This window comes from Pedobacter caeni, from assembly GCF_900129215.1.
Taxonomy (GTDB): Bacteria; Bacteroidota; Bacteroidia; order Sphingobacteriales; family Sphingobacteriaceae; genus Pedobacter; species Pedobacter caeni.
Window position 1 is genome coordinate 863746 of record NZ_FQUQ01000003.1, and the last position, 25767, is coordinate 889512.

The 25767-nt window shown below is 38.7% G+C and carries 20 protein-coding genes; 15 read left to right on the forward strand and 5 right to left on the reverse strand.

The window, feature by feature from the left end; genetic code table 11:
* Positions 1–20 precede the first annotated feature (20 nt).
* The 7 genes from pheT to BUC20_RS18320 all read left to right on the forward strand — a co-directional run bounded on the left by pheT (position 21) and on the right by BUC20_RS18320 (position 9976).
* Positions 21–2420 (forward strand): phenylalanine--tRNA ligase subunit beta, encoded by a 2400-nt coding sequence (gene pheT, locus BUC20_RS18290; protein ID WP_073232480.1) that lies wholly within the window; start codon positions 21–23, stop codon positions 2418–2420.
* 49 nt (positions 2421–2469) lie between these two features.
* Positions 2470–2760: a hypothetical protein gene (locus tag BUC20_RS18295; RefSeq protein WP_069379789.1), complete on the forward strand. Its 291-nt coding sequence runs from the start codon at positions 2470–2472 to the stop codon at positions 2758–2760.
* A gap of 32 nt (positions 2761–2792) precedes the next feature.
* Positions 2793–3083, forward strand: a complete 291-nt coding sequence (locus BUC20_RS18300; RefSeq protein WP_073232481.1) for a cell division protein ZapA — start codon at positions 2793–2795, stop codon at positions 3081–3083.
* Positions 3084–3397: 314 nt separating this feature from the next.
* Positions 3398–4960 carry a ribonuclease Y gene (gene rny, locus BUC20_RS18305; RefSeq protein WP_073232482.1) on the forward strand — a complete coding sequence of 521 codons (1563 nt, stop codon included), beginning with the start codon at positions 3398–3400 and terminating at the stop codon, positions 4958–4960.
* Between the two features lie 131 nt (positions 4961–5091).
* Positions 5092–5592: an Mpo1 family 2-hydroxy fatty acid dioxygenase gene (locus BUC20_RS18310; RefSeq protein ID WP_073232738.1), complete on the forward strand. Its 501-nt coding sequence runs from the start codon at positions 5092–5094 to the stop codon at positions 5590–5592.
* A gap of 114 nt (positions 5593–5706) precedes the next feature.
* A complete protein-coding gene (locus BUC20_RS18315; protein WP_143166841.1) occupies positions 5707–8508 on the forward strand; it encodes a TonB-dependent receptor in 2802 nt (933 codons plus the stop codon).
* Positions 8509–8620: 112 nt separating this feature from the next.
* A complete protein-coding gene (locus tag BUC20_RS18320) occupies positions 8621–9976 on the forward strand; it encodes a hypothetical protein (protein ID WP_073232484.1) in 1356 nt (451 codons plus the stop codon).
* Between the two features lie 55 nt (positions 9977–10031).
* Here the strand turns inward: BUC20_RS18320 and BUC20_RS18325 are convergent, their stop codons facing one another.
* Entirely contained in the window at positions 10032–11237 is a 1206-nt protein-coding gene (locus BUC20_RS18325; protein ID WP_234994546.1) for a hypothetical protein, read from the reverse strand.
* Between the two features lie 407 nt (positions 11238–11644).
* Between BUC20_RS18325 and BUC20_RS18330 the strand changes: the two genes are divergently transcribed.
* Entirely contained in the window at positions 11645–14920 is a 3276-nt protein-coding gene (locus BUC20_RS18330; protein WP_073232485.1) for a TonB-dependent receptor, read from the forward strand.
* 217 nt (positions 14921–15137) lie between these two features.
* On the opposite strand, the gene BUC20_RS18335 is transcribed toward BUC20_RS18330, so the two are convergent.
* Positions 15138–16313: a M57 family metalloprotease gene (locus tag BUC20_RS18335; RefSeq protein WP_073232486.1), complete on the reverse strand. Its 1176-nt coding sequence runs from the start codon at positions 16311–16313 to the stop codon at positions 15138–15140.
* 408 nt (positions 16314–16721) lie between these two features.
* A complete protein-coding gene (locus tag BUC20_RS18340; RefSeq protein ID WP_073232487.1) occupies positions 16722–18473 on the reverse strand; it encodes a lysophospholipid acyltransferase family protein in 1752 nt (583 codons plus the stop codon).
* Positions 18474–18554: 81 nt separating this feature from the next.
* Between BUC20_RS18340 and BUC20_RS18345 the strand changes: the two genes are divergently transcribed.
* From BUC20_RS18345 to BUC20_RS18355, 3 genes are all read left to right on the forward strand, one after another.
* Positions 18555–19469: a ComEA family DNA-binding protein gene (locus BUC20_RS18345; RefSeq protein ID WP_073232488.1), complete on the forward strand. Its 915-nt coding sequence runs from the start codon at positions 18555–18557 to the stop codon at positions 19467–19469.
* A gap of 2 nt (positions 19470–19471) precedes the next feature.
* Positions 19472–19999, forward strand: a complete 528-nt coding sequence (locus BUC20_RS18350; RefSeq protein ID WP_073232489.1) for an adenine phosphoribosyltransferase — start codon at positions 19472–19474, stop codon at positions 19997–19999.
* A gap of 393 nt (positions 20000–20392) precedes the next feature.
* The gene (locus BUC20_RS18355; protein ID WP_234994547.1) at positions 20393–21136 is read left to right on the forward strand and encodes a LuxR C-terminal-related transcriptional regulator; all 744 of its coding nucleotides are present in this window, start codon (positions 20393–20395) and stop codon (positions 21134–21136) included.
* Here the strand turns inward: BUC20_RS18355 and BUC20_RS18360 are convergent, their stop codons facing one another.
* Positions 21137–22183 carry an ATP-binding protein gene (locus BUC20_RS18360; protein WP_073232490.1) on the reverse strand — a complete coding sequence of 349 codons (1047 nt, stop codon included), beginning with the start codon at positions 22181–22183 and terminating at the stop codon, positions 21137–21139.
* A 199-nt stretch (positions 22184–22382) separates the two neighbouring features.
* Between BUC20_RS18360 and BUC20_RS18365 the strand changes: the two genes are divergently transcribed.
* Positions 22383–23555: an acyl-CoA dehydrogenase gene (locus BUC20_RS18365; protein ID WP_084529025.1), complete on the forward strand. Its 1173-nt coding sequence runs from the start codon at positions 22383–22385 to the stop codon at positions 23553–23555.
* 94 nt (positions 23556–23649) lie between these two features.
* On the opposite strand, the gene BUC20_RS18370 is transcribed toward BUC20_RS18365, so the two are convergent.
* A complete protein-coding gene (locus tag BUC20_RS18370; protein WP_073232491.1) occupies positions 23650–24021 on the reverse strand; it encodes a hypothetical protein in 372 nt (123 codons plus the stop codon).
* Between the two features lie 139 nt (positions 24022–24160).
* Here BUC20_RS18370 and rpsU point away from each other — a divergent pair, with 139 nt between their 5' ends.
* From rpsU to hpf, 3 genes are all read left to right on the forward strand, one after another.
* Entirely contained in the window at positions 24161–24355 is a 195-nt protein-coding gene (gene rpsU / locus BUC20_RS18375) for a 30S ribosomal protein S21 (protein ID WP_062551169.1), read from the forward strand.
* Between the two features lie 138 nt (positions 24356–24493).
* Complete coding sequence (locus tag BUC20_RS18380; protein WP_073232492.1) at positions 24494–25378, forward strand: tyrosine-type recombinase/integrase; 885 nt, start codon at positions 24494–24496, stop codon at positions 25376–25378.
* Between the two features lie 14 nt (positions 25379–25392).
* A complete protein-coding gene (hpf, locus tag BUC20_RS18385; protein WP_073232493.1) occupies positions 25393–25740 on the forward strand; it encodes a ribosome hibernation-promoting factor, HPF/YfiA family in 348 nt (115 codons plus the stop codon).
* The last annotated feature ends 27 nt before the right edge of the window (positions 25741–25767 follow it).

A 25767-nucleotide genomic window follows, 5' to 3' on the forward strand; every position in this document is an offset into this window, starting at 1 on the left:
TTTTATACTGAATATATAACATGAAGATATCATACAAGTGGCTGACACAATTCCTGAAAACCGATAAAACTCCTGCTGAACTTTCTTTGATCCTGACCGATATTGGTCTGGAAGTAGAAAGTCTGGAAACGGTACAAGCTGTTGCAGGTGGTTTAGAAGGATTGGTGATCGGTCATGTATTGAGCTGTGTACAACATCCTAATGCCGACCGTTTACGTGTAACGACAGTAGATGTAGGTACAGGAGAGAATTTACAGGTGGTTTGCGGTGCGCCAAATGTGGCTGCGGGTCAGAAAGTGGTGGTTGCTACTGTAGGTACTACAGTGTTTCCGAACGAAGGTGAGCCATTTAAAATCAATAAATCAAAAATCAGAGGCGAAGTTTCTGAAGGAATGATCTGTGCTGAAGATGAAATCGGACTGGGTGTTTCCCATGACGGGATTATGGTGCTTCCGGAAGATACTCAAATCGGACTGAGTGCTAAATCTTACTTCAAGCTGGAAGATGATTATTTGTATGAAATCGGATTGACCCCTAACCGGGCTGATGCTGCTTCGCATTTAGGTGTGGCCAGAGATTTGGCTGCTTATTTACGTACACCACTAACGATGCCTGATGTAACTGGTTTTAAAACTGCAAATGAGCAGCTGACGATTCCGGTAAGTGTAGAAGATACGGAAGCATGTCCAAGGTACAGCAGTGTTTCCATTACTGGTGTAACGGTTAAAACCTCTCCGGACTGGTTGCAGGAAAAATTAAAAATAATCGGCATTCGTCCGATCAATAATATTGTTGACATTACCAATTATGTATTGCATGAGTTAGGGCAGCCGCTTCATGCTTTTGATGCAGATAGCCTTAAAGGCGGTCGGATCATCGTTAAGAAATGTGCGGAAGGAACCCCTTTTGTGACGCTTGATGGTGTAGAACGTAAATTGTCTTCAGAAGACCTGATGATTTGTAATGCCGAAGCACCGATGTGTATTGCCGGTGTATTTGGAGGTAAGAATTCTGGTGTAAGTGAAATGACCACAAAGATCTTTTTAGAAAGTGCTTATTTTGACGCTAAAACGGTGCGTAAGACCGCTAAAAGACACGGGCTGAAGACTGACGCCTCTTTTAGGTATGAGCGTGGTACAGATCCGGAAATGACGGTCTTTGCATTGAAACGTGCAGCCTTATTGATTCAGGAACTGGCAGGTGGAGAAATCTCTTCTGCAGTATCTGATATTTACCCGGCTCCTGTTGCGCCTTTTGATGTAGCAGTAAACTATAATAACATCAATAAACTGATTGGTGCAAACATTCCTCATGAAGAAATTAAAGCAATCATTACTGCTTTAAGTATTGAAGTGGTTGCTGAAAATGCTGAAGGCTTGTCGCTGAAAGTACCAAGCTATAAAGTGGATGTGACGCGTGAGTGTGACGTCACCGAAGAAGTGTTGAGGATTTATGGCTACAACAAGATTGAGATTCCAAGCAAGATCAATGCTTCGTTATCGAATACTTCGAAACCAAATGTAGAGCAAACCCAGCATGTAATTGCAGATATGCTGACTGCCAATGGGTTTTTGGAGATCTGGTGTAACTCTTTAACCAAAGGTGCTTACTCGAAGAACCCTGAAGAGGCCGTACAGATCCTGAACCCTTTGAGTTCTGATTTGAATGTGATGCGTCAGAGCTTGCTGATGCCGGCTTTAGAGAGTGTTGCTTACAACCAAAACAGGAAAACAGCAGACATTAAGTTTTATGAATTCGGTAAAACTTACCATTTGATCAATGAAAAATATGTAGAGCGTCCGCGTCTGTTGATCGTGATCTCCGGATCGAACCAGTCAGAGCAATGGAACCATAAAACAGCTCCGGTGAGCTTCTATAATTTAAAAGCGGCTGTAGATGCAGTGATCGGCCGTTTGGGAATCAGCAATTACCAGTCTGAAGATGTCAGCGATGAGAATTTCGCTTATGGCCTGAAGTATTTCAGAGGGGATAAAGCGATTGTCACTTTTGGTGCGGTAACCACTGCAGACAGAAAACAGGCGGACCTGGATAAAGAGGTATTTTACGCAGATTTCGACTGGGCATTATTGCTGGACATTGTTAAAAAGAATAAAATTGTGAATAAGGAAGTGTCGAAATATCCTGCAGTAAGAAGAGATTTGTCGATGCTGGTAGATACCGATGTAACCTTTGATCAGCTGAAAACGATTGCCTTTAAAACAGAGAAGAAGCTGATTAAGAGCGTACAAGTGTTTGATGTGTACGTTGGAGAAAAGCTTCCTGAAGGGAAGAAATCATATGCATTGAACTTCACTTTGCAAGATGAAGAGCAGACCTTAACCGATAAGCAAATTGATGCGGTGATGCAAAAGATTATTTCTAACTTAGCGCAAACAGCAAAAGCGGAAATAAGAAAATAATTTATTGCGTTTAAAAATATTTAGATTAGTAAACAAACTTTAATAAAACATGTCTTCGGTTGCCGATCAATTAAACTCCGTATTGCAGAAAACAGCTCGCATAATAGAGCTCTGTAATGCCTTACAGGAAGAAAACGATTTATTGAAGCAGGAAAATCAATCTATAAAAGTTGCGCTGGATCACTCTAAAAATAAGAATGCAGACCTGGACGAAAAGCTCAGGGTGTTGAAATTAGCGAAGAGTATTGAAGGTACAAGTGAAAAGACACTTGATATAAAGCAAAAAATTAACGATTTTGTGCGTGAAATAGATAAGTGTGTGGTCTTACTGAAGAAGTAAGGAAAACAGAAAAAGTGAAACAAAGCTAAGAAATGGGAGAAATCTCGATAAAAATAACTATTTCCGACCGTATCTATCCCTTAAAGGTAAATACAGAAGAGGAAGAAATTGTGAGGCGGGCAGCAAAGATTATTAATGAGCGCATAAAGGACTATCAGGAAAACTATGCGGTCAGAGATAAACAGGATTTGCTTTCTATGGCGGTACTGCATTATGCAACGGCAGTGCTACGTGTAGAAAATAAAGTCCAGGATCAGGATACTGCTGTAGCCGAAAAGGTAGAGGAATTAGATACTTTATTAAACGATTTTTTCTCCAAATAGGAGCGTTCTTTATATAAGTTAAGATTAGCACAATGATATAGCCGCAGCTAAATTTTTGGGTTTCACAAATTTTAAAACTTAACACTTCAATATTTATAGAATTAAGAGGGTGTATTTCATCTACATTTATGTACCTGAAAATGACTTAAATTCTAATTATAACTCGTTGAGGTTTTGAATAGTTGAGACTTATTAAAGGTAGTTGCGGTTTTTTTATAAATATGATTTAAAGATATCCTGAGGGGGAAATGAAAGAGGTCATTTAAACTGCATCTGAGGGACAAAGGAAATATATAAATACAGATGAACTAAAAATGGAAATAGTAGGAATAATTGGATATGTACTTGCCGGCCTGGTGGTTGGTGTTTTAGTAGGCAGATACCTGCTGCGAGGGCTGCTTAAAAAGCAGGAGATTGCAGCGCAGACCAAGGTAAAAAAGATGCTCAAAGATGCGGAAAGCAAAGCTGATATTTTAAAGAAAGACAGATTGCTGGAAGCCAAAGAGAAGTTTTTACAAATGAAATCTGAGCATGAGCAGGAAGTAAATACAAAAAACAACCAGATCAACCAACGTGAAAACGCAATGAAACAGAAAGAACAATCTGTAAATCAGCGTTTGGAAAACATGAACCGCAAGGAACAGGAACTTGATAACCACAAAAAGAACCTGGAAAAACAAACAGATGTTGCGATCAAGAAACAGGAGGAAGTAGACCTGTTGAAAAATCAACATGTGAAACAGTTGGAAACCATTGCAGGATTAAGTGCGGAAGAGGCAAAGAATCAGCTGGTAGAAAACATGAAACAGGAAGCGCGTACACAGGCGATGATCCAGGTAAAGGACATTGTAGATGAGGCGAAGCTGACTGCAACTAAAGAAGCTAAAAAAGTCGTAATTCAGACGATCCAGCGTACTGCTGTGGAAGCAGCTATTGAAAACACAGTTTCTATCTTCCATATCGAAAGTGATGAGATCAAAGGCCGTGTAATTGGTAGGGAAGGACGTAATATCCGTGCTTTAGAAGCTGCTACCGGAATTGAGATCATTGTAGATGATACCCCGGAAGCGATCATCCTATCAGGTTTCGACCCGGTAAGAAGAGAGATTGCCCGTCTGGCATTACACCGTTTGGTAACGGATGGCAGGATTCACCCTGCACGTATCGAAGAGGTGGTGGCTAAGACGAAAAAGCAAATCGAAGATGAGATCGTAGAAATCGGAGAACGTACAGTAATTGACCTTGGAATTCATGGTTTACACCCTGAACTGATCAGAATGGTTGGACGTATGCGTTACCGTTCGTCTTATGGACAGAACTTATTACATCACTCACGTGAGGTAGCGAACTTCTGTGCAACGATGGCGGCTGAGCTTGGTCTGAATGCTAAAATGGCGAAACGTGCAGGATTATTACACGATATAGGTAAAGTACCTGATGATAACCCGGAATTGCCTCACGCCATCTTAGGAATGCAACTGGCAGAGAAATATAAGGAGCATCCTGAAATTTGTAATGCCATTGGAGCTCACCATGACGAGATTGAGATGACTTCCATGATTTCACCAATTGTTCAGGCTTGTGATGCCATCTCTGGCGCGCGCCCTGGTGCACGTCGTGAGGTAGTGGAAAGTTATATCAAACGATTGAAAGAACTGGAAGAGCTGGCGCTTTCTTACCCTGGGGTAGAGAAGACCTTCGCGATCCAGGCAGGTAGAGAGTTAAGGGTAGTGGTAGAAAGTGAAAGGGTAACCGATCAGCAGGCTGAATTACTTGCAGCTGATATCTCGAACCGTATCCAGACAGAAATGACCTATCCAGGTCAGATTAAAGTAACAGTAATCAGGGAAACCAGATCTGTTTCTTTTGCAAAATAGAATGAGAATTGAACCTGGTTTTCCAGGTCTGTGAATATTTAAACTGAAAGCGATGGAATCTTCATCGCTTTCTTTATTTTTACCCGAAATCCTGTTCCTCCCGGATCAGGAAAATTAAAAGAGATATGAAGATGAAAACAGTAGAGAAAAGCAAGGTAGATGTTCTTTTTGACCGGTATGCAGAGAGCCATCAGAATCATTCCAATGAACTGATCCATTGGATATGTGTGCCACTGATTGTTTTTAGTCTCCTGGGATTAACCTGGGCTATTCCCTTTCCTCATCTGGAGTTTTTAGGACGGTACAATGGTTACCTGAACTGGGCTTCATTTTTAATCGCATTCTCTGTTTATTACTATTACAAGCTTTCCCCGGTAATGTCTTACCTGATGCTGTTGCTGATCTTCGCCATGTCTATGGGGATTGTCCAGCTGGAGAAATGGGAACTCGCTGGCGGACCGGCATTATGGATGGTGTGTTTGGTGATTTTTGTGCTGGCCTGGACCGGACAATTTATCGGTCATAAAATCGAAGGAAAGAAACCTTCATTTTTAGAAGATGTTAAGTTTTTGTTAATCGGCCCTATTTGGTTATTGCACTTCATATGCCTGAAAGTGGGCTTAAAATATTGAGCCAAACCCCATTTAATATTAGGTTAACATTGTGATAAAGGAATGGTAATGCCCGAGTAACATAGGGCTAACATTGTGGTAATAGCTTTGCCTGAAATAAAAAACAGGGAAAAATTGAAATCACAACTAAATCTCAAAAAGGCACTAATTACCGTTTTATTCGTAATTATTGGCGTAACAGTGTTTGCTCAAACCGGCAAAATTTCTGGTAAAGTATCTGATAAGAAGACTGGTGAAACACTGATTGGTGTTACGGTGAAGATTAAAGGATCTACTATAGGGGTAGCTACCAATGTAAAAGGTGAATACAGTATCGGAGGAATGACTGCTGGAAATTACAGCATCCAGTTCTCTTATATGGGGTATGTTACTAAGGAAATGAATGACGTTAAGGTTAGCGAAGGAAATGCTACTTTATTGAACGTAGATCTTAGTGAAGAAGCTGGGAAAGCACTTGATAATGTTTCCATCACCGCAAAAGTGAACAGGGAATCTGAAACTTCATTAAATATGGAGAGGAAAAATTCCAGTGTTGTTCTTCAGAAGATTGGTGCTCAGGAATTGATCCGTAAAGGACTCTCTAACGTTGCAGAAGGAGTTACTAAAATTGCTGGTGTCTCTATTGTAGGAAATAAAAATGTTTTTGTCAGAGGCCTTGGGGATCGTTACAACAACACGATGTTAAACGGTTTACCAATTCCATCTACCAATCCGGATTTAAAACTTATTCCTTTAGATATATTTCCGACTTCAGTTGTTAAAAATATAGGTGTAACCAAATCTTATTCACCTGAATTATACGGAGATTTTTCTGGTGGTAATATAGATATCATCACTAAGGATTACCCGGAAAAAGCATTTCTTAAAGTTGGTCTTTCAAGCGGATATAATTCGATCACTACAGGCAAGGACTTCTATTCAACAAAACGTAGTTTTCTTAATTTCGTTGGGTTTGACAGATCAGATCGCGCTATGCCGGAAGGAGTAGCCAATACTAAAGTATATAACTCTGCCAATCAGAATGGAAAACCTTCTGACTTTAGCACCGCATGGTCGCCGGAAAAGAAATCTGCACCTGTAAGTACAGGGTTCTCTGTAGGTGGTGGTAATTCCTATAATTTAGGGGACGACAGACAATTCGGTTTTTTAGCCAATTTGACTTATAAAAATGATTACAGGTATTCTGATGGAATCAGTGCGATATTTAATGCACAACAAGCTCCTGACTATTTATACAATACGAACCGTTATAGCTTTGGTACCAATACTTCAGGTTTGGTAAACCTTTTTTATAAAGCAGGGGCGAAGAGTTCTTATTCATTGACTGCTTTGTATGTTAATGATTCAAGTAATGATATTTTTGATCAGCAAGGATTTAAATCTGATTTAAGTGGTGACATTTATGCCAGAAGAAACTCTTATGTACAGAATTCGTTGTTAACTACTCAGCTTGCTGGTACAAATCAGTTGGGTGAAAGTACGAAGTTGAAATTTGCATTAGGCTATTCGAACATTACCGGAAGCACTCCGGATAGGGTTCAGAACAGTTTTATTGATAATAAAAACGGTACTTATTCTTTCTTAAAGTTTAATACGAGTGATAACCACCGTTTCTTTGCTGATTTGGACGAAAATGATTTTTCTGGAAACGTATCTGTTGATTTTGCTTCAAAAAGCGAGAATTCTGTTTTCAGAAACCTGCAGGTAGGTATCCAGGGCAGACATAAAAAAAGAGTATTTGGCGCAAGACAGATCGATACGAAAATCGGATTAAGTCCTGTTTTGGGTTTATCTGAAGTAGATCAGTATTTGAATGATGGGAGATTAGGTAGTGGTGAGGATGCAAACTCATTCAGATATCAGGAATCTTATTATGCGCCGAATGACTATAAAGCTGACCTGAACATCGCAGCCTCCTTTTTTAACTTTAACTTCGAATGGAATAAAAAATTAAAATTGATTGCCGGCGTAAGAGCGGAATACTCTGTTCAGAATACCTATTTCAAAGAAAGCTCACAAGCTTATGATGCTCCATTTCAAAAAAAGAAACTAGATAACATTGACATCTTACCTGCAGTGACCTTGAAGTATCTGATCACAGAGAAATCAAATGTATTATTTGCTGCAAGCAAAACAATGTCGCGTCCTCAGTTTGTTGAAGCTGCGCCGTTCAGGTATAACGTTGGATTTGGAATTGCAGAAGGTGAAGGAAATCCAGACCTTGTAAATAGCTCGAATTATAATGCGGATTTAAAATATGAGATTTATCCATCAGCAAATGAACTGTTTTCAGTGAGTGTTTTTGGAAAATACATCGATAAACCGATCGAGTTGAGTCAGGTGAATTCGGCCGATCCGTTGTTTACTTATATCAATACAGATAATGCATTGGTAGCGGGTATTGAACTGGAATATAACAGAAACATCGCTTCTATGTTTTCTTCTTCTTCGAAGTTGCTTAAAAACATGACACTGGGGATCAATGGTTCTTATATTCACAGTAAAATCGAAATCAGTGATGAGACCATCAAAAATTCTAAAAAACCAATCGCGCCGACAAACAGGTCAAGACCTTTGTTTGGTGCTTCTCCTTACCTGATCAATCTTGATTATTCTTATAAACATAACTGGTCGGAAAGTACGAATACCATGTTTACTGTAACCTATAATGTGTTCGGAAAAAGGTTGTTCGTTGCGGGAGCTCAACAGGCAGGTGATATCTATGAGATGCCGGTTAATACATTGGATTTTATCGTAAACACCAAAATCAACAACAGAATAGGTCTGGATCTGAATATCGGAAATATCCTGAACCCTAAAGTGAAGTTTCAGCAAGAGTATAGTAACAATAACCTGATTTACAATGAATATAGAAAAGGGATTAATGTAGGACTAAACCTTAATTATAGCTTTTAACTCTTAACAGTTTTTTAATACTAAGTTGACTTATTGGTTACGTTATGGTAATCTCAACTTAATAACATAAGTGTTCTTTTGTATCAATAAAAATAGATAAAAAAACTAAACTATGAATAATTTAAACATTTCAAAGATCTTCACTTTAGCAGCACTTGCAAGTATGTCATTGTTTGCGGCATGTAAGAAAGATTCTAAAACAGGTGATGGTGGTGGCAATGGCGATTTAATTGGAGCTTTAGCCAATGGTACTGTAATAACAGGAAGTCTTATTAATGATGTTACCCTGGTTAAAGGTAATTCATATGTTTTAAAAGGTGGTGTTCACGTGAAAAACGGAAAAACCCTAACCATTCAAGAGGGTGTAACTGTTAAATCTGATCAAAATGAGCCAAGTACTGCGTATTTGCTAGTAGAGCCAGGATCAAAAATTATGGCAGAGGGTACTGCAGCGAGCCCAATTGTATTCACTTCAGGAGCAACTGCACCTAAAGAACAAGATTGGGGAGGCATCATTATTTGCGGAAATGCTCCGGTAAATGGTGAAGGTGGACGCATTGCATCTGAAATGGGTGCTGGTGTTACTTATGGAGGTACAAACGCATCAGATAACTCTGGTGTTCTAAAATATATCCGCGTAGAATATACTGGTAAAAAACAGACTGCTGATAAAGAGCATAACGGCTTTACTTTTGAAGGAGTTGGTAATGGTACGAAAGTAGAATACCTGAGTGTTTATAAAGGCGGTGATGATGCTTTTGAATGGTTTGGTGGTACAGTAAACGTAAAATATCTTTTCGCTTATGGTGCACAGGATGATACTTTTGACTGGACTTTCGGTTGGACTGGTAAAGCTCAGTTTTTAGTTGGTGTTCAGGGAGACGGTGTTGCAGACAGAGGAATTGAGGCTGATAACAGCAACAAGAACAATGCAGCAAATCCTTTCTCAAATCCAACAATCTCAAACGTAACGCTGGTAGGTTCATTGACAGCGAAAACTGGTGATGATCCAAATAATGCTACAGAAACAGGTAAGACTTTAGGGCTTAAACTTCGTGAAGGTACTAAAGGCAAATTGCACAATTTTGTGGTTTATAACTTCAATAATGGAGTAGATCTTGAGCACGATGGAACACTTGCAAATATGGCTGATGGTTCACTTGCGATCAAAAACTCGGACATTTCAAACCTTAAAACCTGGGTATTTAAACCAACTACACCTGCAGGTGGAGTTCGTCCTCCATTCACTGGTGTGAATTTATTTATCAGCGCTCCATATTCAAACACTTTTGTTGATGCAAGTACTAAACCAGCCTATATTACTGGTGTATTTGTAGGAACAACAGCGACTGGTGCTGTTGACGCTGCAACCTTAGATCCTTTCTTTACTGCAGCCAACTACAAAGGTGCTGTGCAAACAGGTAGTGACTGGACAACTGGTGCATGGGTTAGAACAGACAAAAGATAATATTAACAATATTTAAAAATACAAAGAGGGCCTTGTTTTAACGAGGCCCTCTTTGTTATTTATGTGGGTTTGGCTGGTAAGCGTAAACAATCTGATAGGGGACGTTCTTTAACTTGGGGTTTAACTGACCAATCCGCAAATCCTGGAGTTGTGGAGTTGGCTCACAAATGGTGTATTCTTTGCCGTTATAGGAGATGGTTGTGCCTACTGATTTTTCAAACTGAACAGCCATCGTTACATGGGTCGGATATAATAGGGTAATCATGGGCAAATCATAAATCTCCTTAACCAGATAGAAAAATAATGCCGCCCGGTCATCACAGTCACTGTAAGCTGAAAACAGCGTCTCTTCAGGGGACAGGCGTTTTTCTTTTCCAAAATTCACATCATCATTCTCATACAAGAATGCATATCGTGTAAACCGCATTAAATAATCTACTCCTTTTTTTTGGGACATTCCTTCCAGGTTCTTCCTTAGTGTTGGGATAATAGAGCCATAAGTTTCCTTACTGAGTGGAATGTTAAAGTAATATTCGAAATCTACACCCGGGTAGTTGGTGAAAATATTTTCTACTTCAGGATTTAGTTTGATGTTAAAATGGTAGGATTTGTGACGATAGCTGAATAAGATCTTCTTCTCTGAGTAATTCTCAGGCTTGAAATCAGGCATTCTGTTGACTTTGTAAGAAAAGGGATTTTTAGCCTCTGCTATACTTACCATTTCATTATCAGGAAGACTGCTGAAATTGGTTTGGGCATAGTCGTGATAATTCAGGCACATGAATTTTTTCTTGTCAATTATAATGTATGGAACCTCGGAAATGTTCTCATCATTAAAAATATACATGATAATTCTGTTGTCAACAGTAGTGAGTCTGGCATCATATCCTGATTTTACCAATAGAAACCATTTGTAAAAGGTATATCTGATATAATCATCTTTCTTAGGGCTGATTTGCTGAGCAGTTTTTCTAATCAGTTGATAATATAACCAATCATTGAGCTTGTGTTTTTCCTTGTAGCGAAGGAGTGTATCAGCTATTAAGCGATAATTACCTGTATTGGCTTTTTTATAGGAATCAAGGATGTATTGCTGAGATACTGAAGACTGAGGAGATACCACAAAAGAAGAATCCAGTTCAAGATTAAAAGTATCATTATAAAATTCAAAACTGATATTGATACGTCTATCCTGAGCAAATCCAGTATGGATTGCAAAGACCAGCAACAACAGAACAGAATTTTTAATCAGCGATCTCACCTTAATTTGTTAATGATTTGATAATATTAAATATACATATTATTAATATAGGTATTATCACATTAAAGTATTCTTTGAGATCTTCCATATGGCGGAATGATTTGATTTCATTTGTCTATTCTACAGGTAGTTGTGGTCTGTTGAAAGAAGGAGGGAAATTGATTACATCCATACTCTTTTGATTGTTAACATAATGGTAATATTAAATTTATGTTTTGATGTGTTTGTTTGTGCTGTTGTTCAGAGTTTTGTGGTTTTTGACCCCTTTAAAATGAATACTTCAGGCCATATTTTAATCCCATTTTAATCAAGTTTTAATTCCATATTAATTCGGAGCTGTATTCATGTTAATTTAATATTAACTTCATTTTGCTGCTATAGTTTTGAATAAAAATTATAGGGGAAAAATGAAAAAACAGCTAAACAATTATTTCTCATGCATACTTATGGTATTGCTTCTTCTTGTCGGGGCAAAGTCTATTGCGCAGGTAACCACCTCAAGTATTAGCGGGAAAGTTCGGGATACCAAAGGGGATGGTATTCCTGGCGCCAGTGTACTTATTGTACATCAGCCTACAGGTACCAAATATGGTGTAGTTACTTCCAGTGATGGAGCTTATCGGGTGAACAACTTAAACCCGGGAGGTCCTTACAAAATGACCATCACTTATATTGGGTACAGTAAACAGGAAAGGAATCAAATTAACCTGAATCTTGGAGTAGATCAGCGACAGGATTTTGTATTGGCCGACGAAGGCCAGTTGTTAAGTGAAGTGGTGGTGTCTGGTACCCGCGGAGGACAAAAAACAGGATCGGGCACAAAGATCGGTGAGGAGCAGATTAAAACGCTCCCTACGGTAAGCAGAAGTCTGACCGACCTGACACGTTTAACTCCACAAGGAAGTAAAGACAATTCCTTTGTAGGGACGAATTTCAGGTATAACAATGTGACGATAGATGGAGCAATCAATAACGATGCAATCGGATTTAGTCCTTCTCTTGGTGGTCAAAGCGGAAGCTCAGGGATGCCGGGGAGTAGCACCAGAACTAATCCTGTTTCTTTGGATGCGATTCAGGATGTACAGGTCTTACTGGCACCCTATGATGTGAAGATTGGTAACTTTACGGGTGGAAGTGTCAATGCGGTTACACGTTCAGGAACCAATGACGTTACAGGCTCAATATATGGATATGGACGTAATGCTTCACTGATCGGACCAAACAAGATCGGCGACAATTCTAAAGAACCTTCTGCTTTCCATGATTATCAAACAGGTATAAGGCTAGGATTTCCGATTATCAAGAATAAATTGTTCTTCTTCACAAATGAAGAGCTGACACGCCGTCAGGATCCTGTGATTTTAGGTGCAGGTTCGAAGGACATGAAAATCATTACTTCGGATGAGGCGACTGCAATTACCAATAACATGATCAATAAATATGGCATTGATCCCGGCTCATCTGGAAATTACAACATTTATGCTAAATCCAACAAGTTCTTTAACCGTTTGGATTGGAACATAGATGATCATAATCAATTGACGATCCGGAACAATACCATCAGGTCTACTGCAACAAATCTGGAGCGTGATCAGGCTAACTTCAGGTTTGGTGGAGTTGATTTTAAGCAAACCAATAATCAGAGCTCCACAGTAGCTGAACTAAAAAGCAGACTTTCCAATAATGCTTCCAATAGTTTGGTAGTTGGTTATTCGAACATTCATGATTTTAGAGATCCTGTAAGTAATCCCGCCTTACCACAAATAGAGATTAGCTCTCGCGGAGGAACGATTTTTTTGGGTACGGACCGGGAAGCAAGTATCTTTAATATGAAACAAAAGACTTTTGAGTTTACAGACAACTTTACCTTCACCAAGGGAAAACATACTTTTACTTTTGGGACGCATAATGAGCTTTATAACATTACTTATGGCTTTGTGAATGCCTGGAATGGTCGTGTAGCTTATGGAAGTGTTAATGATTTTCTGAATAATCTCCCAAGTCGCGTCCGGACGAATTATAATTATGCCGATAATACAAGGGATAACATTTTAAGTAACCCTCCGGCAGAATTTAAAATGAATATGTATAGTTTGTATGGAGAAGATCAGTTTCAGCTGAGCGATCGTTTCAAACTGACTTATGGTGTGCGGTTCGATCTGGCTGACTTGCCTAATAAGCAGCCCTTAAGTGATAAGACGATAAATGCTCCGGTTGATGTAAATTATGGAAATACTTTTAATTACACACTTCCAAAAGACATTAAGAATAGCTTCTTAGGCCAGGTTCAGGTGTCCCCAAGAATTGGGTTTAACTACGATATCAATGGTGATCAGAGTATGGTGCTAAGGGGAGGAAGTGGTTTGTTCACAGGCAGGGTTCCCTTTGCATGGTTAGGGTATGCTTATTACAATAATGGGGTAACCTATGGGGCTTTTGATAAAAAGTACAATTATGATCCAACCAAGCCACCACTTGTTTCGCAGGCAGCGGGTAGTGACCCCATTAAGGATGCGCTTAACGGAAATGGAGAAGCTGGATATGTTTCAAAACAAGGTGTTAATGTTAATGATGCGAATGGGGCCACTCAAGTTGATTTGATTGATAACAATTTTAAAATGCCTAAAACCTGGAGAACAAGTCTGGCCTTTGATTATAAGACAGAAGACCAATGGAAATTTACAGTGGAAGGTATTTTTACTAAGGTGATTCATGATCTGAAATTCCAGCAGATAAATTTCACTGACAATCCTATTTATTATGTTTACGACACAAATAAGCAGCAACCGATATACCCAACGACAAACAATAAGATCAACTCCAAATATAGTAATGCTTATCTGCTATCGAATACCAGTCAGGGGTATCGTTACAGCCTGACAGGACAAGTGAGCAAATCTTTTCCATTTGGTTTGGACGTAATGGCTGCCTATACTTATGGACAGTCTAAAGACATCACCAATGGAATCAGAAATTCTATGGAGTCTAACTGGCAGTTGAATCAATCTTTAAATCCAAATGCTCCAGGCCTTGCATATTCTAATTTTGATATCAGAAACAGGATTGTGTCTACTGTGAATTTCAAACACGCCTGGGATAAGAATAATCGATATACCGCCAATTTTTCTCTCTTCTTTAGTGCGCAATCCGGTTCTCCTTATTCTTATGGATTCCTGAATACGACCATAAACGGGACGGGACAAAATGTGAGTCTGGTGTATATTCCAAAAGCCGGGGAGACCCCTGAGTTTTTCGCAAAAACTCCAGATGGACTTCAACAAGCAGCAGCATTTGATGCTTTCATTGATGGAGATCGGTATCTGAAAACAAGAAGAGGTAATTTTACGGAACGGAACGGAGCCCGTACACCATGGAATGTTCAGGCAGATTTTCGCTTCTCTCAGGATCTGATTGTTGCAGAGAATGGAAACCGCAAACATACCTTGACTTTTACGTATGATATTGTGAACCTGACGAACTTGCTTAACAAGAATTGGGGTGTTCAGTATTTCTCTCCTAACACTTACAATTCCATGGCTAGTGTAGGTTTAAAACCAGGTGCAGGAGGAAGCGCAAATACTTATCCAACCTATACTTTTGATCAGAACAATACAAGTGCTTATTCTAAGGATTTCTTTGCATCGAGGTACCAGATGCAGTTTGGTTTAAGGTATAGTTTCTAGGGAAATGTTAAGAATACTTATCATAATCCGCATTTAATAAAGAGTTAACATGATGCCCTTACTTTTGCATCATAAATATTTGGTTAGTATTTATAAGTTTAGGTTTAGTTGATAACAAAGAGCCACGATGGATGTCGTGGCTCTTTGCTTTTTTATTGAGAATCGTACTATTCGGTTCCGGTAATAAATAACCAACTGATTCTGTTTAGCACATTGATTATTGAACAGTTATATTTTTTGTCGCAGTTACCGGTGAAGCGTATTTACCTCCGGAAATTGTACACTGTAATTGATAAGTACCAGATGATGCAAATCCTATTTCATTTAGTATTGCATCGGTATCATCTGTATATTCATAGTTATAATTAGTGCCATTTATTCCGATTACTTTCCATTTGTAATAAATTCCAGTCTCTGCTGATTCATAACTCATATTATAAGTACTCTGTCCATTGGTGTATATAACACTTTGTCCACCTATATAAGGTACAATTAAACTATTTGTACTTAATGGATATAATGTATTAATTGCTATTACATCATAATTAGAAGGTAATGAAGGATAAGAAGAATAATAGCTTAAAGCCGTGCCTCCATTCATTACGGAATTTGCATCACCTACTGTATGACCTGGCGTATTGGGAATCTGATTTGCGCCCTCAGCTCCTGCAAGTTCTCCTCTTAAGTACCAATTGGTATGTCGTAAGCCTAAGCAATGTCCGATTTCATGTATCACATTCCAAGCTCCTTGCCCTTGTGTTATAAAATAATTAGTATTGGGATCTCTAAAATCAGAATTAACCAAAATTAAGCTTCCTGGCTTTCCGTCTGAGGTTGGGAATTCAGCTCGTGCAGCTGTATTGGTTGGAAGAATACCTTGGTCTCCTTTAATAATAATATCAATTCTTGGTGCTGGATTATATTGATAATCGCTAACAATTAAATTGAGCTTAACATTACTACCTGGGGTGGAGTTCCATGCCGTTATGGCTTGTAGTACACCACTATACCATACGTGATTACCCCATATTGATTGATCTATTGATATATTAATATTATGGCTATTTGTATTATTGATCAAATTATCAGTATTGGCTTGTGCTATTTTTCCACCTGCACTCATCAATTTTCCTGTGTTTTTTGTCGGAGATAAAGATTTTTTCGAAATCATAATATCATCTTCAACTACATAGTATTCTCCAAACTCCCTGATGCCATCTGTCTGAAATCCTAGCCCTTTTATTTTAGAAATAACTGAGGGATCAATAGCTGAAGTTTCATCGGCTATTGTATTATTTTCCGTTTTCTTACAGCCCGGAATAATAAATACCGCTAATAAAATAGCCAAGGCTATTTTATTGAAAAAATGTTTTAAAGTCGTGTTTGTTTTCATGGTTTATATTTTAATTTTTATTAATTTACTATATCGGTATTAGTGACATATTAAATAATTATTATTTTATAAGTTTCCTAAAAGGTCGAAAGAGACTAAAACAAAAAAACCGAAGCGGGCAGCCTCGGTTTTTGTATAATAGGATTTTAAGGTAATTCTATCTACTTAAGCACAGCACAGTCAGTTGGTTGTTCCAAATGCCTTTTATACGTTAAATTAATTCTAAAGCTTTTTCGATTGCTTTCTTTCCTCCTACTTTAATGTAGTGTCATGAAGAAAAGCAAAGGTGAGTTTGACAAGGATGAAATAGCAAATAATTTAATGGAAACCCTTCATTAAGAGATGTGTAGACCTCAAAAATGGATGTATATGAAAAGAGCCACTGTAGATGTCGTGGCTCTTTGCTTTTTAGAAATTCTTACCAATTTTCTCCAGCATTTCTGAAGGGATATTTTGCATATCCACCACCAGGAATCCATCGAGGCAATCAGAGAATTTAGGATCTATATTGAAACAGATGATTTTCGCATTCAGGTTCATGTATTGTCTTAGCAATACCGGAATTTTGATGTGCGAATTTTCAATATCGGAGATCAGACTATCCAGGTCTTTTAAAGACTCGCTGCTCTCAATCAAAAGATTTTTATCTATGGCAGACAGGTCTGCTTTAAATTTGTTCTTAGGCTTCACATAAGCTGCCAGTTCGTAATCAAAATGGTTCTTAGTGATGTAGTCTACTATCAGAGATTTGGAGAACTTAGAGAAGTTATTACTGATACTTACCGGGCCAAACATATAACGGTATTGAGGGTTGTCCAGTAAGTATTTTAAAATTCCTTTCCATAGTAAAAACAAAGGGAGGGGTTTTAGCTGATATTCCTTGCGGATCCATGACCTGCCCAGTTCTATTCCTTTTCTCAGCAATGGATAAAAAGGTTCTTTAATCTTGAAAAGTTCAGAAAGGTAAAATCCTCTTCTACCCATGGTATTTAGAATTTCATCTCCTTTACCGATCCGGTAGGCACCAACAATGTTTTGCTGATCCTTATCCCAGATAAACAGGTGATGGTAATAGATGTCGTAATTGTCCAGGTCAATTTTCTTATTCGTTCCTTCACCTACTTCCCTGAATGTGATTTCGCGCAAACGGCCAATCTCTCTTAATATATTTGGAATAATGGAGGTGGGTGTGATGTACACTTCATAATTCTTTTCCTGCCATACCCTGAAGCTTTCCAGATCTTCAATTTCTGCAACGATCAGTGAACGTTCTGTTTCTTCGATAACAGGTTCTGGCTTTTTCTTGATTTTGAAGAGATTGATGGGATTGAATAATTTCTTCTCCTCATCAAGACCGGTTCCTAAAGCATAAGTACGGGCGCGTAAGAAATCAAGTAATTTGTTGGTATTGTTTCTATAAGAGATGTCCTCAATATGGATAGGCTTGCCTATTCTGACTTTGATTTTAAGGCCTTGCTTGTTCAGGAATTCTGAAGGAAGCTTTGCGGTTCTTAACGTGGGGTGAATGAAGCTAAGTATATTAAACAGTACTCCATTGTTGCCATGGAAATAAATAGGAACAACCGGAACTTTAGCTCTTGCAATTAATTTCCCTACTACCGGATGCCATAGCCGGTCGGTAATTTCCTGTTTGTCCAGGCTGAAGGTTGAAACCTCACCTGCAGGGAATATTCCGATTGGGGTACCACTTTGAAGAAGGTCAAATGTCGCTTTAAGCCCGCTGATGCTGGAGGTATGCTGTACGTTTTCGAATGGATTTACCGCAACGAAGAATTCGCTCAGGTTCGGGATTTTCTTAAGGATAAAGTTTACCATCACCTTAGCTTCCGGTCTGACTGTACATAGTAGTTTTACCAGTGCCAGTCCTTCGATACCACCATAAGGGTGGTTGGCTATGGCGATAAATCCGCCTGTCTTTGGAATACTTTTTAGATCGTCCTCATCAAAATCAATACTTACACCAATAGTTTCCAGTATTTTATCAACAAATTCTAAACCGTTAAAATGTTCATTCTGGGAAAAAACCTTGTTGATGTCATTCAGTTTCATCATCTCCATAAGTAAGGCGGCCAGGCCAGGCACGCCTAACTTATCTATTTTAGTGGCCTTTGCAAACTCTTTGGTGGTTATGATCTTCATTTAATTTTGTTTGTGAATAATAAAGCAATTTCAAAAATAAGATTTATATTTTTAAATAACAGTAAGTAGATTAGACAGGTGATGAGAAAATGGCTAAATAACTACTTTGAGTTTTCCAGAAAAGAATTTAATGGCCTTATGGTTTTGCTGGTCCTTCTTGCCGGGACCTTTCTCTTTCCGATGATTTACCGCGCCCTGGTGCCTGTGGAGCTTCCCTCAGCAGAAGAGCAGCTGGCTGTGTTGAAATTCGCGATGGCCAATCAGCCAAAAGAAGAGAAGGATGGGAAGAAGAGAATTTTTTCTCCATCTGCTGGTTCTGAAAAAAGAAAATCAGTATTATTTTATTTTGATCCGAATGTCATTGACCTCAATGACTGGCAAAAACTGGGTTTGTCGGAAAAACAAGCACAGGCAATTTTAAATTACCGGTCGAAGGGCGGGGTATTCCGAAAGAAAGCAGATCTTAAGAAAATGTATACGCTGAGTCCTCAATTATATAAGGTTCTGGAACCTTATGTGGTGATTTCGGGAATTGATCCTGAACCAGCACAGAAAGGAGAGGTTAAATTCAAAGAGCAGATTGTTATTCCTAAAGACATAAAAATAATCGAGCTCAACGGGGCTGATACGCTACAGTTAGATGAGATCAGAGGGGTCGGAAGGGTGTTTGCCAGAAGGATCGTTGCCTATAGGGAAAGGGTTGGTGGATTTCATAAAAAAGAGCAGTTGAAGGAAGTTTTTGGTATAGATTCCCTAAAATATGAGGAAATTAAAAATCAGGTGATAGTGGATCCTGGGAAGCTAAAAAAGATCAATATTAATACTGCTGCGCTGGCGGATTTTAAAAATCATCCATATATCCGTCATAAACAAGTAAATGCAGTCATAGAATATAGAAAACAACACGGAAATTATAGTAATATTGCCGACTTAAATAAGGTCGCCATTTTAACGCCGGAAATTATAGGGAGGCTGGCACCTTATCTTACCTTTTAAAGATGATTGAAGAAAAAATTAAGCAGACTGTCCGCGATGTAAATGATTTTCCTAAACCAGGGATCATTTTTAAAGACATTACTCCAATATTAAAAGATCCAAAGTTATGCATGCAAATTACTGAAGCTTTGGCTGCACAGCTGAGCGGGGTAAAAATTGATGTGGTTGCAGGGATTGAAAGCAGAGGTTTTTTGTTCGGACCAGCATTGGCACAGCTATTAAATGTTCCATTTGTTCCGATCCGTAAGGCGGGAAAACTGCCATATAAAACCATACAAGAGTCTTATGCTTTGGAATATGGTACTGCAACGATTGAAGTTCATGAGGATGCTTTGCTGGCCGGGCAACGGGTCCTGATCCACGATGATCTGTTGGCTACAGGAGGAACCGTTGTGGCAGCCTCCAAACTTGTGATGCAACTAGGTGCAGAGGTAGCTGCCTATTCGTTTATCATTAGTTTGGATTTCTTAAATGGGAGAGCGCGTTTAAGTCCTTATGCTGTGAAAGTTTGTTCATTAGCTTCATATTAGCCGGGTTTAAAGGTTAATATGAATGCAATCCTAAACTAGTTAGGATTGCATGTTCATAAATATAGGGGGGGAGTTATATTAAGAACTAATTTTTGCGGCCTGGTAGAAGCAAAAGATAAAGAGTATTACTGCAATGACCTTTAGTATGAGAATCGAATATCGAGTCACATACGATTTGTTGATGTTTTTGAGATACATTGTGATTATATTTAGATGAATAATTTTATTTCCCCATTATTACTTTGGATAAGCAATGTTACTTTTTTATTTTGCCGTAAAATTACAGGACGATATGGGGAGTATCAACTGAGAAAATACGCAGTTTTGATTATTTAATTTGTCAAAGACCTAATGAAACGATCAAAAGGATAACCAAAAAAACAATATGTTCCAATGAAAATGCAAGAGAGAGAGAATTTTGGTGATTACTCTAAGACTTTTATCACAGCTGTGCCTGCAGATTTGCAAAGTGAGGAGGCGCGCTTTTTTGATGAGCGCATTCCTAAATTTGCTGATGAGGCAGTTTATATCTATTCCTTTAAACAAGGGCGTATGATTTATGCAAGTGGCTGGGAAGAGGTTTTGGGATATAAAGACGATGAGATTAATATGTTGGCGATTGTGAACATGTCTGCCCCGGAGTTTGCCCATTTCTCTCATGAACTCAACGATAAAGCTTTAAAGTTTATTCATCAGAAAACAAAGGATCTTGAAAAATACAGCTTTACCATTGAGCTTAAAAAGATCCATAAGGATGGAACGCAGGTCCCTATCACGGCAAGGGTAGGCGTGTTTAGTTCTGAAAATGGACAGATAGAATCGATTATTGGTCGTTTTCAGGTAAACAGGAGTCTGATTTTTGGAAAGGTGATGCGTTATGCTGCATATGGACCGGAAAAAGAAAAGTTTGAAGAAGAGCTGAATAAAATCTTATTTAGTTATCTGGCCATCTCCAATAAAGAGAAACAAGCCCTGGAGCTGGTGGCTAAAGGTTACTCTTTTAAGGAAATTGCGCATGCGCTTAAAGTTTCCCATTCTGCGATAGAAAAAAGGATTATCCCACTTTATAAACGGTTCAATGTGAAAAGTCTGACCCACCTGGTCAGCTTTGCGTACGACAATTATATCTTACCTTAATTAAACACCACCAAGGTTTACCGTGATGATATCTGATTGCGGTACGCCTATTGTTCCCAATAGTGTTTCCCAACGTTCTTCGACCTGTTCTGTAGGTTCCTCATTTCCCATCACCCAAATGATGTTCATGGCCTTAATATGTTGAATGTTAAATGGGCCGTATTGCGGATTGTTGAGTAGTTCATAAAATAAAGTTGCCCTTAAAATGTCTTTCTTGATGAGCCCTCCGGGATTGATGTCGTCTATGACGAGAAGGGAAGAATCGTGCCATGTCCATGAACCAGGTGAAAGGGAGCTGCTGTCACTCTGCTCAAAAAACATGGACAATAATTTTGTTGCCGTTACATAGCTACAGCGGTTATTCCTGATGGAGAGTTCAGTAGCAATTCCGACCGAAAGCGAGGTCTTTCCACTCCCTTTGGAGCCAAATAAGAGCAGATGTTTTCCTTTTTCTTCGCTTCTCAGGAAGTCTTTGATCATTTTTTTATGTTGATCCTGCATTTTGAAATTCCATTGGCTTAAGCGAAGCTGGAAAGGATAGCCGGCATTCTGCAGGTGCATCTTAGTGGAATACCAATAATAAGATGGGTAAAGGGAAAGCAAGCAGAGGATAATAAAGCCAATCATGATGGCTGGGGAATAGACACAGATCAGGCTGCAGCCAAGAGCACCGATTCCAAAGAAACAAAGGTCGGTAAGGGTATCAAAAGTAACATTTGACCATTCCGGATCGAAAATGTAAGTTTTTTTACCCGAGGCCGACTTCTTTATAGAAGTATTGAGGAGGAGCGGGCCAAGGAAATTGCAGGCCTCGAACAAAATCCAAAATCCCCAGATGATCAAAGGTGACCAGATTTCTACGTGTTTCATCTCGGTTTTGGAGCTGAGTATCGTATATAAGATAAACGTAGGAATAAAACCTAATGAAAAATGTCCGAACTGATTGGCCATCCAGGAATAGGTAAGCGTTACCCCACGGTAAGCATCCTTTCCAATCAGGTCTCTTTTAAGTTGTAACAATACATCTTTTCTGGTGATAAATCTCATGAGTGCGCATGTTTTCAAGTAATTTTCAAAAATAAAATAAAAAAATAAAAAAAAACTTTTACTGCCATTTGTTTTCCTTAAAAATGAAGTGGTACGGTTAATGAACTAAATACCGTTTCGTTCTATCATGAGGCGAATTTTTAACTGCAGATGCTCTGGTTTTAAATCATTAATATTGCCCAAATTCAAACAATAAGATATGTTAGAAACGATGGATAGTTCTGTAGGATACAATTTTAGTATTTCAGAAAATCAGGAGATGATCAGGAAGATGGTGAAAGATTTTGCTGAGAAAAATATTCGTGCAAATGTAATGGAATGGGATGAAGCTCAGTATTTTCCGGTTGAGGTTTTTAAGAAATTAGGTGAGCTTGGATTGATGGGTGTATTGGTCCCTGAGATTTATGGTGGTTCTGGTTTTGGATACCAGGAATATGTAGATGTGATCGTAGAGGTTGCGAAGGTTTGTGGTTCTATCGGTTTATCTGTAGCGGCGCACAATTCCTTATGTACTGGTCATATTTTAGCTTTTGCGAATGAAGAACAAAAACATAGATGGTTGCCTAAGCTGGCTACTGCGGAGTGGATCGGTGCATGGGGTTTAACAGAAGCAAATACGGGTTCTGATGCTTTACGTATGATGACTACAGCGGTACTTGATGGTGATGAATATGTGATTAATGGGGCGAAAAACTGGATTACACATGGTAAAACGGGTGATATTGCAGTAGTAATGGTTCGTACAGGAGAGAAAGGTAGTTCGAAGGGAATCTCAGCGATTGTAGTAGAACGTGGTACTCCTGGATTCTCAGCTGGTAAAAAAGAAAATAAACTGGGTATGCGTGCTTCGGAAACCACAGAGATGATTTTCGACAATTGCAGGGTGCCGAAAGAAAACCTGCTTGGGAATGTTGGAGAAGGTTTTAAACAAGCAATGAAAGTGTTGGATGGTGGAAGGATCTCTATTGCTGCATTGTCTTTAGGGATCGCTAAAGGAGCTTATGAAGCCGCACTTCAGTATGCAAAAGAACGTCATCAGTTTGGACAGCCGATTGCAAACTTCCAGGGGATCAGTTTTAAACTGGCAGATATGGCTACAGAAATTGAGGCCGCAGAATTATTGATCCGTCAGGCAGCAGATTTGAAAAACCGTGGATTACCTATGACCAAGGAATCTGCGATGGCTAAATATTTTGCTTCTGAAGTTTCTGTGAGGTGTTCAACAGAGGCGGTACAGATCTTCGGTGGCTATGGATACACTAAAGATTTTCCGGTAGAGAAGTTTTACAGGGACAGTAAATTGTGTACTATTGGAGAAGGAACGTCAGAAATACAAAAAATTGTAATTGCAAGGGAAGTTTTAAAAGATTAATTCGTACCTTACTATTCTAAAAAGAATATTCTAACCAAATATAACCAAAAACGGAATCCGGTGACCAGAGATGATCACCGGATTTTTTATGGGATTACTTGATGGATATGATTTCATAAACTACGAAAGGACTATATCCTCTCCATGGAAGCGCTCCTATATATTCTTTATAGCGCAGTTCAAAAACCTTTCCGCTGTTCAGCATCATTTTTTCTGCGATTGCTTTATCCTCTACTGAGAACTCAAATTCATTGGATTGAATGTTTCCTGTTTGTTTGGAACGGATTCCGGATTGGATCAGCTTTCCTTCATAGGTTTTAAATACATATCCTTTCTTTACTACATAGTTGAGTTCTCCGGCTTTAACGCCTTCTCCCAGGACAAAGTTGTAACGGAAGTAGAAGAATCCGGCCAGGATAAGGATCAGCACTCCAAGGATAATAAAAAGCGTTTTCTTTGATTTCATAGGTTATTTAAATAAGTCCTAAACATAGACAATATATATATGTGATTGTTTTTAATAAATTTACACTTATTGTTTTGATTCTCAAAACAAAGCCCTATCTTTGCGGTCCTAAAAACAACGAAAGGGGGTATATTACGTTATGATTATCATTAATATTAAAGACGGCGAATCACTAGATAAAGCCTTAAAACGTTTCAAGAAGAAATTCGAGAAAACAGGTGTGTTAAGAGAATTACGTAGCCGCCAAGCTTATGAGAAAAAATCTGTAGCTCGTCGTACACTAGTTAAACATGCTATTTACAAGCAAAACATGCAACTTGAAGGAACTGTATAGTTTCTGAAAAGTTTAAATGATATTAAAGCGCTGTCGGTAAACCGGGTAGCGCTTTTTTATTTTTTATGTTAAAATAAAAACAATTTGCTGAGCTATGTTTTGTATATTCACTTAATCGTGTCATACAAATAGTTTTTTATGATTGTTGCTCAATTCCTGATATATCTCCAGCACGAGAAGCGTTATTCTCCACATACCATTCAGTCTTACAAAACGGACTTGTTGCAGTTTAGTGAATACATGTTGCGCACTTTTGAATTGTCCTTAACTGAAGTAGGGCATGTGCATGTAAGAAACTTTATGGTATCGCTTCTGGAGGATCATGTTTCTGAGAATTCTGTAGGAAGGAAGCTCTCTACGCTTCGCAGCTTCTATAAATACCTTTCCCGTGAAGGTTTGATCTCTTCCAATCCGATGTCGCTTGTAAAGGCACCAAAAGTACCAAAACGGCTTCCTGTATTTGTGGACGATCAGAAGCTGGATGTTCTGCTCGACTCAGGAGATTTCTTTGATGATACTTTCCCTTCAGTACGTGATAAACTTGTGATTGAAGTTTTATTTGGGACCGGCATGCGTCTGGCAGAATTGCTGTCGCTGAAAGAATCTGATGTTGATTTTTATGGAGATACGCTGCGGGTTTTGGGAAAAAGAAATAAAGAACGAATTATTCCTGTTACTAAAGTCGTTGGAGATCAGATAAAAGCTTACATTGAGTTGAAAACGTTACAGAATTTTAATAACAAAACGGGGGGCTTAATCGTTACAGATAAAGGAGCTCCTGCTTATGCTAAGCTCATCTATAGAATAGTGACCAGTTATTTGACAAACATATCCACACAGGATAAAAAAAGTCCGCATGTATTGCGTCATTCATACGCAACAAGCCTGTTGAACAGGGGTGCAGATCTGAATGCAATAAAAGAGTTATTGGGCCATGCCAGCCTGGCGGCAACCCAGGTATACACCCATAACTCTGTAGAAAGATTAAAATCAATATATAAACAAGCCCATCCAAAGGCATAAAAAAGGAGGAAACAATGAAAATTACAGTTCAATCGATCCATTTCAATGCAGACCAGAAGTTGTTAGAGTTTATTCAGAAGAAAGTTGATAAGTTAGATCAGTTCTTTGACCAGATCATTAGTGGGGAGGTCTATTTGAAATTAGAGAACGTAGATGATGAGGCTAATAAAATAAGTGAGATCAAATTGATCGTTCCGGGTGTTACGATGTTCGCAAAAGAACAATGTAAGACTTTTGAGGAAGCGACAGATTTGGCAATTGAGTCCCTGAGAAAACAAATCACCAAACATAAAGACAAGACAAGAGAAAAATTAAGTGAACATAAAGCAATTTTAAATGCAGACGAAGTATCTGATTATTAGGAGGATATTTTAAGCGTTTTTAAGAAA

Coding starts and splice junctions, on each gene's coding strand:
- pheT (WP_073232480.1), top strand. CDS start 21: ATGAAGATATCATACAAGTGGCTGACACAATTCCTGAAAACCGATAAA.
- BUC20_RS18295 (WP_069379789.1), top strand. CDS start 2,470: ATGTCTTCGGTTGCCGATCAATTAAACTCCGTATTGCAGAAAACAGCT.
- BUC20_RS18300 (WP_073232481.1), top strand. CDS start 2,793: ATGGGAGAAATCTCGATAAAAATAACTATTTCCGACCGTATCTATCCC.
- rny (WP_073232482.1), top strand. CDS start 3,398: ATGGAAATAGTAGGAATAATTGGATATGTACTTGCCGGCCTGGTGGTT.
- BUC20_RS18310 (WP_073232738.1), top strand. CDS start 5,092: ATGAAAACAGTAGAGAAAAGCAAGGTAGATGTTCTTTTTGACCGGTAT.
- BUC20_RS18320 (WP_073232484.1), top strand. CDS start 8,621: ATGAATAATTTAAACATTTCAAAGATCTTCACTTTAGCAGCACTTGCA.
- BUC20_RS18330 (WP_073232485.1), top strand. CDS start 11,645: ATGAAAAAACAGCTAAACAATTATTTCTCATGCATACTTATGGTATTG.
- BUC20_RS18335 (WP_073232486.1), bottom strand. CDS start 16,313: ATGAAAACAAACACGACTTTAAAACATTTTTTCAATAAAATAGCCTTG.
- BUC20_RS18340 (WP_073232487.1), bottom strand. CDS start 18,473: ATGAAGATCATAACCACCAAAGAGTTTGCAAAGGCCACTAAAATAGAT.
- BUC20_RS18345 (WP_073232488.1), top strand. CDS start 18,555: ATGAGAAAATGGCTAAATAACTACTTTGAGTTTTCCAGAAAAGAATTT.
- BUC20_RS18350 (WP_073232489.1), top strand. CDS start 19,472: ATGATTGAAGAAAAAATTAAGCAGACTGTCCGCGATGTAAATGATTTT.
- BUC20_RS18355 (WP_234994547.1), top strand. CDS start 20,393: ATGAAAATGCAAGAGAGAGAGAATTTTGGTGATTACTCTAAGACTTTT.
- BUC20_RS18360 (WP_073232490.1), bottom strand. CDS start 22,183: ATGAGATTTATCACCAGAAAAGATGTATTGTTACAACTTAAAAGAGAC.
- BUC20_RS18365 (WP_084529025.1), top strand. CDS start 22,383: ATGTTAGAAACGATGGATAGTTCTGTAGGATACAATTTTAGTATTTCA.
- BUC20_RS18370 (WP_073232491.1), bottom strand. CDS start 24,021: ATGAAATCAAAGAAAACGCTTTTTATTATCCTTGGAGTGCTGATCCTT.
- rpsU (WP_062551169.1), top strand. CDS start 24,161: ATGATTATCATTAATATTAAAGACGGCGAATCACTAGATAAAGCCTTA.
- BUC20_RS18380 (WP_073232492.1), top strand. CDS start 24,494: ATGATTGTTGCTCAATTCCTGATATATCTCCAGCACGAGAAGCGTTAT.
- hpf (WP_073232493.1), top strand. CDS start 25,393: ATGAAAATTACAGTTCAATCGATCCATTTCAATGCAGACCAGAAGTTG.